2 protein-coding genes are annotated in these 3,246 nt (G+C 66.4%); both read right to left on the bottom strand.

From position 1 onward, the window contains the following. Positions 1-121 precede the first annotated feature (121 nt). The gene (locus H5T60_13370; protein ID MBC7243420.1) at positions 122-1,864 is read right to left on the bottom strand and encodes a glycosyltransferase family 39 protein; all 1,743 of its coding nucleotides are present in this window, start codon (positions 1,862-1,864) and stop codon (positions 122-124) included. A gap of 1 nt (position 1,865) precedes the next feature. Continuing rightward, positions 1,866-3,246 (bottom strand): hypothetical protein (locus H5T60_13375; protein MBC7243421.1); only part of this gene is annotated, 1,381 nt, incomplete at its 5' end.

Genomic DNA, 3,246 nt, shown 5'->3' on the forward strand with positions numbered 1-3,246 from the left:
CTCTGGCGCCGGCCCCCTCTTCCAGGGCTGCCAGATCATGAGCGCCAGCAGGACGAACACCGCGACCAGCGCGATGCGCGCTCCCGGTGAACTTCGCCTGCGGCGATACCCAGCGGACAGGTCAATCATCGCTCGCACCCGTTCCTGCCGTGCGCCGGCGCGCCGGCCAGAGGAGCCATCCCGCCGCCAGCAGGGATACCAGGGAAATACCTTTGCCGGCCAGCCGCACGAGCGTATCCCCGAAGCGCAGGCGCACCACATGCTCGCCGGCCGGCACCCGCAGGGCGATCAGACCGTATGGATCGGTCGGCCATATCTCGACCGGTTCCCCATCCACCATCGCCCGCCAGCCGGGGAAATAATAGGTGTAAAACTCCAGCGTCACCGGTGTCAGGGCCTGCACCAGGACCTCTTCCGTGGCGCCGCCGTGATAGCGCATCTCGACGCTCCCTTGTCCTTCCAAGATATGCGCCTTGGTCAGCGGCTCGCCGACGAGGTACTGCGGCACCAGCGGGCTGGTCATAGGCTGTTCCTTCGTCCAGGCCATCATGCCCGTGCGGTCGGGCGGATACACCAGCTCAAACTCCACGACGGCGACATCCGCTTCGGCCCGCGCCGAGTAGGGCGTGTACTGCGGCAGGGTATAGGCGAAACTGCCGGCCGCGACCGCCACAGCCAGCACCATGGCCGGCGAGATCGCCGGCCGGCTCCCCTCCCCATCCGCCGCCAGCGTGGCCCCCAGCAGAGAGAGCGTCACCGCGGTCAGGATCAACAGCCGCCAGGGAAACTGCACCAGCGCCGCCAGCGGGATCGCTCTCCAAAGGGGGGCAGAGAAGGGCAGCATGAACAGGATGACGACACCCGAGGCCGCCAGGAAGAAGGTGCGCTCCGCGCGCCGGCGCGGCAGATGCCAGCGCAGGGTTACCGCGGCCATGCTCAGGAACAGGGGGAACAGCCCCAACTGGAACGGCATCTCGTCCGCCAGCCCTTCGCCGGCATAGCCGTAGCCCCAGAACGAGGAGAGCAGTTGGCCGGCGAAGACGAAATGCTTGTAATAGCCGAAACTCCCCTGAATCCACTGCTCCTGGACGATATACCCGCGCTCCAGCAGGGCCGGCAGGAGGAAAAATCCGCTGACGCCGACACCGAGCAGGCCGGCGGCCAATGAGGCCCCGGCCGAGCGCACCGCCCGTCCCCAGCCCGCTTTCATCCCCTGCCGTGCCAGGAGGAACAGAACCCAGCCGGCCAGCAGAGGGGAGAAGACAAGCGCCGTGCCGTTGTGCGTGAGCAGGAGGCCGGCATAGGCCAGGCCGGCCAACGCCACCGGGCGTCTGCCTCCCCGCTCCACCACCTCCAGCATGGCCAGCAGAGTCAGCGGCAAAAAGATATAGGCGAACGATTCCGCCAGGTCACAGCGCACGTAGACGTCCACCAGATGGTAAGGGACGTAGGTATAGAGCACGGCCGCCAGCAGGCCGGCGGAGCGCCCGAACAGCCGCCGGCCCAGGAAATACATGCTGACCGTGGAGAGAATAAATCCGACGAGATAGGTGAGCTTAACCGCCACGGTCAGGCCGGCGCCCAGGAGATGGAATGCCTCCGCCACGTAATACGCCAGCGGCGCATAGAAAATGAACAGCGGGTAGCCGTATCCCAGCGCGAAATCGGTGGCCCAGCGGGGGATGAGATAGCCATCGCGCAGGGTCTTGTCGAAAGCGTGCAGGAAGAAGACCGTGTGCGGTGCATCATGCGCCTGGAAGAAATAGCCGGGCGCCAGGAGCGGCATCCAGGCGAAGGTGCTCAGCGCCAGCGCCCACCACAGTTCTCGGTCCACGCGGTGAAGGAACGTCCAGACGCGCCGCATCTCAGCCGGCCCTCCCCCGCACCAGCCGCCAGCGAGCCAACGCCGCCAGCGCCAGGCCGGCGAGGGTGACAGCGCTCAGCGCCTGCCCGACGCGCCGCGGCGGCGTGTCCTCAAAGCGCAGTAACAGCAAATGCCGGCCCCGCGGCACCGGCACCGTGATCAGCCCCTGCGGCCCGGTCGTGTATATCGGCGCCTCGGCGATCACCTCCTCAGTCCGCTCATCGAGGATGTACGCCTTCCAGCCAGGGTAATAAAAGCGGTAAAAACGCACCGACTGCTGGTCGTCCGCGGCCCAGACCCACACCTTTTCCGAGATGGAGGTCATGCCGCGCGCATCCACCGCCAGGATCTCGTTCTGCGGCACCCAACTGTAGTCCACCCGCGTGGTGATATCCTGCCCGTTGACGAACAGGTCCGCCATGGGCGACCACTGCGGGATCTCCTTCGTCCAGATGGTGGAGCCGGTCATCTCGTTGGCGGTGCGCTGGAAGCGCATCAGGCCGGCCAGCGACACCGGCCCCTCCTTCGGCTCGCGAATTTCCGCCCGCACATAGGGGTAGCTCCCCCAGATGACCAGCCCTGCCAGCAGGACCGCCGCAAGCTCTCGCGACCAAGGCCCTTTCTCCTCCGCCGGCTCCTCCGGCTCCGCCAGCACGGTGCCGGCCAGCATCGAGAGCATAGGCGCGGCCAGCGAGAAATAGCGCCAGGGGAACTGGGCATAGCGGGTGAACGACACGCGCTCCCAAACCGTCACCGCCGGCGGCAGGGCCATGAATACCGCCCCCACCAGCCCGACCCAGGCAAAGGCCCACAGCCGGCGAGCCTCGGGACTGCGTAGGCGCCGCCAGATCAGCAGGGACAGGAACGCCAGTGCCAGCGGCGCGGCACCCAATTGGAACCCCACCCCATCCTCTGGGCCGGCGCCGCTGACCCCGAAACCCCAGAAGGGGGAAAAGAGCTGGAAGAAGTAGACGAAATCGTCATGATAGTCATAACTGCCGGCCAGCCATTGATCCGCCCGCACATACCGGTTCTCCAGCACCGCCGGAATCCAGAAGATCGCGCTCAACCCCAGGCCGATGCACAACGCGATCAAGGGTGGAATGGCGCGGTGCAGGAGATGGCCGCAGGCCGGCAGGATGGATTCCTTCGAGAAGCCGCGCAGGGGCTGTTCGTCGTTCAGCCGGCTGATGATCATCACGGCCAAGTACACCGCCAGCAGAGGCGTAAAGAGCAGGGTGATAAGGTTACTGCTCAACATGAGGGCGGCATAGGCCAGGCCGGCGCCGGCCACGCTGGCAAATCGCGGCCGCCAGACCATCTCATGGAACCCCCACAATACCCAGGGGATGACAGCCAGCGCCAAGGACTCCGCCAGCGCC

Source organism: Anaerolineae bacterium (assembly GCA_014360855.1).
Classification (GTDB): Bacteria; Chloroflexota; Anaerolineae; order JACIWP01; family JACIWP01; genus JACIWP01.

Coding starts and splice junctions, on each gene's coding strand:
- H5T60_13370 (MBC7243420.1), bottom strand. CDS start 1,864: ATGCGGCGCGTCTGGACGTTCCTTCACCGCGTGGACCGAGAACTGTGG.